The sequence below is a fragment of the Microcystis sp. M53603_WE2 genome (genome assembly GCF_030065435.1).
Window position 1 is genome coordinate 1 of record NZ_JASJFF010001105.1, and the last position, 2,393, is coordinate 2,393.

At 45.7% G+C, this 2,393-nt stretch carries 4 protein-coding genes; 3 read left to right on the forward strand and 1 reads right to left on the reverse strand.

The annotated features are described in order from the left end of the window. The coding region (locus tag PX481_RS23345) for a saccharopine dehydrogenase-like oxidoreductase (RefSeq protein ID WP_288096313.1) at nucleotides 1-753 on the reverse strand (753 nt) is incomplete at its 3' end. A gap of 310 nt (nucleotides 754-1,063) precedes the next feature. Here PX481_RS23345 and PX481_RS23350 point away from each other — a divergent pair. The 3 genes from PX481_RS23350 to PX481_RS23360 are packed head-to-tail and all read left to right on the forward strand — an operon-like array spanning nucleotide 1,064 to nucleotide 2,117. Next, the gene (locus tag PX481_RS23350; RefSeq protein ID WP_002762645.1) at nucleotides 1,064-1,279 is read left to right on the forward strand and encodes a DUF2997 domain-containing protein; all 216 of its coding nucleotides are present in this window, start codon (nucleotides 1,064-1,066) and stop codon (nucleotides 1,277-1,279) included. Nucleotides 1,280-1,323: 44 nt separating this feature from the next. Then, nucleotides 1,324-1,710 (forward strand): DUF1257 domain-containing protein, encoded by a 387-nt coding sequence (locus tag PX481_RS23355; protein ID WP_002762644.1) that lies wholly within the window; start codon nucleotides 1,324-1,326, stop codon nucleotides 1,708-1,710. Beyond that, nucleotides 1,710-2,117: a ferredoxin gene (locus tag PX481_RS23360; protein ID WP_002762643.1), complete on the forward strand. Its 408-nt coding sequence runs from the start codon at nucleotides 1,710-1,712 to the stop codon at nucleotides 2,115-2,117. Before PX481_RS23355 ends, PX481_RS23360 begins: the two co-directional genes overlap by 1 nt. The last annotated feature ends 276 nt before the right edge of the window (nucleotides 2,118-2,393 follow it).

The window sequence follows — 2,393 nt, forward strand, 5'->3', positions numbered from 1 at the left end:
CCGATCGCGTCCACAAATTCCAGCCAATTCCAGCATAATATCGTCCGCGTGTTCCATATTTTCGAGGCTGAGAATGCCATTGTTTTTATTTAACAGCATTTCCACTTCTGCGTCACTCATCTGGTGCGCCGTTTCTGGATCGTAACCGGGTAAATGGGCGATATCTTCGCGAATAGTGGCACGATAAGCCTCCCAGTTGGCAATTCCCACGCCAAAGGTAATTTTAACGCTATGAATCTCTGCATAACTCTGGGCAGCTAGGGCCGCTGCCGCAGTTAACAGTCCGGGGGTAGCGCCGCAGCCTGTCATGTAGGTGATGCCGGCGGCTTCTAGGTCGGCTTGTAGTGCTAAGATTTGTTCCATGGCGCTGGTGCGTTTGAGGGCATCGACTAAAACCCCGCGCCAACCTAAGCGAATGAAAGTTTTAGCGATATCGGCCATGAAATTGTTAGGTAAATTCGGTAAGGCGAGAAAATAGCCTTCTACATCGGCAGTTTTGATTAATTCCTCGATACTGTTCTCGCTGAGACTGCCGTAATTTTCCAGATAACCGATCGAACCCCGGTCATGATAAATTTTGTTACAGGTATTGACATCTAGACCGTCTTTGTGGTAAGCAAAACCGGCTTTATCGGCGGCGGCAGTCCAGAGCATTTCCTGTTTGGGGGCGAGAATTCTGGCGGCGGCCTGTCCCAAACCACCAAAACCTAAAACACCGATCCGAAGGCGATCGCTGGCTATTTGTTTATTCATATTCGTTGGGATTCCTATAGACAAACTTCTATTATTTCGGCGGTCGTGGTTCGCCGTTGCATCTCCTTTATTTTCAATTTATCGCTTCAGGTCGTCTTTTTTGTGTAGTTTTGTTAAATTGTGCCTCCTGGGTCAGGGTTCGCCCTTGACGATGAAGAAAAGTTACGGGAAACTTACAAAAAATGAAAGTGGTTAGGTGACGTAATATAAAGTTTTGCTAAAATTTTAACCAGATTGCTACGATTAGCAAACTATCGTAAATTAAAACGATAGGGAGCTTTGCAAACCCCAGATCACGCCGAGAAGAGCTATGAGCATGGAAAGCCTAGAGTTTATTATCTATCCCGATGGTCGCGTCATGGAAAAGGTGACAGGCATAGTCGGTTCATCTTGTCAAGAGGTGACGGCGGCGATCGAGGCACAACTCGGGCAGCTGATGTCTCAAGAGAAAACCTCGGATTATTACCATCAAACCGTCAGCCAGTCAGAGAAAGTCAGCAACGAAGCCACTTTTAGCGACTGGTAATTTTTCATCTTTCCCGATCCCTTTATTTAAGCCACTGAAAAACCATGTCACACTTTAGCAATATCAAAACCAAAATCCGCGATCTATCCTACCTAAAAGCCGCCCTGAGCGATATGGGTATGGAATGGAAAGAGGGTTCTCACCCCGTCAAAGGTTATCAAGGTCAAACTTTAACCGCAGAGGTGGTAATCGAGCAAGATAACAATTACGATATCGGTTTTCGCTGGAATGGTAACGAGTACGAGTTAGTTGCCGATTTGCAATACTGGCAACAACCCCTAACCGTAGAAGGATTTTTAAGAAAAGTAAATCAAGGTTATGCCTACCACACCATCCTGGCAGAAACTGCTAAACAGGGTTTTCAGGTGGCAGCACAGGAAAAAAATACTGATGGTTCCATTCGTCTAGTGGTACAACGTTGGAGTGCCTAATGGCTGATTTTTCTCCCGAACGCTCTGGTTTTGAACCAGAGTTAGGGGGATTCCTAAGAGATTCCCCTGATCGCACTGGTTTTGAACCCGAATTGGGCGGTTTACTGCGCCAGAAAGCGGTTTACGTCGATGAGGTCACTTGTATCGGTTGTAAACACTGCGCCCACGTTGCCCCCAATACCTTTTTTATTGAAGGCGAATACGGTCGCTCTCGTGTCTATAATCAGGACGGTGACGAAGAAGAAATTATTCAAGAAGCGATCGAGACTTGTCCAGTTAACTGTATTCACTGGGTTAATTATAATAATTTGCAATTCCTTGAGGAAGAAGGCAAACATCAAGTGATTAAACAGTTAGGTTTTCCTCAGATTCACAAGAAATTTAGCCCCGCAGATTTAGATATCTAGGGTGGATAGGTACAGCCTCATCCACCTATTATTTCCTAGAAGTTATGGCAGCGGTTCTCGATCGAATCCGCTACAGTTCTCAGGGGAAATAATCCTAAGTAGGTAGGTATTGAAAACTTTCAGATGCCCCCCTTATTAAGGGGGATCCCCCCGCCTATCGGCACCCCCCTTATCAAGGGGGGCAGGGGGGATCGAACCTAAAATCCATTTTAAATTTAATTATGGTTCTTCGTTACTTGGTATGGTTCGATAGGGGGGCATAAATCGACTAAATCC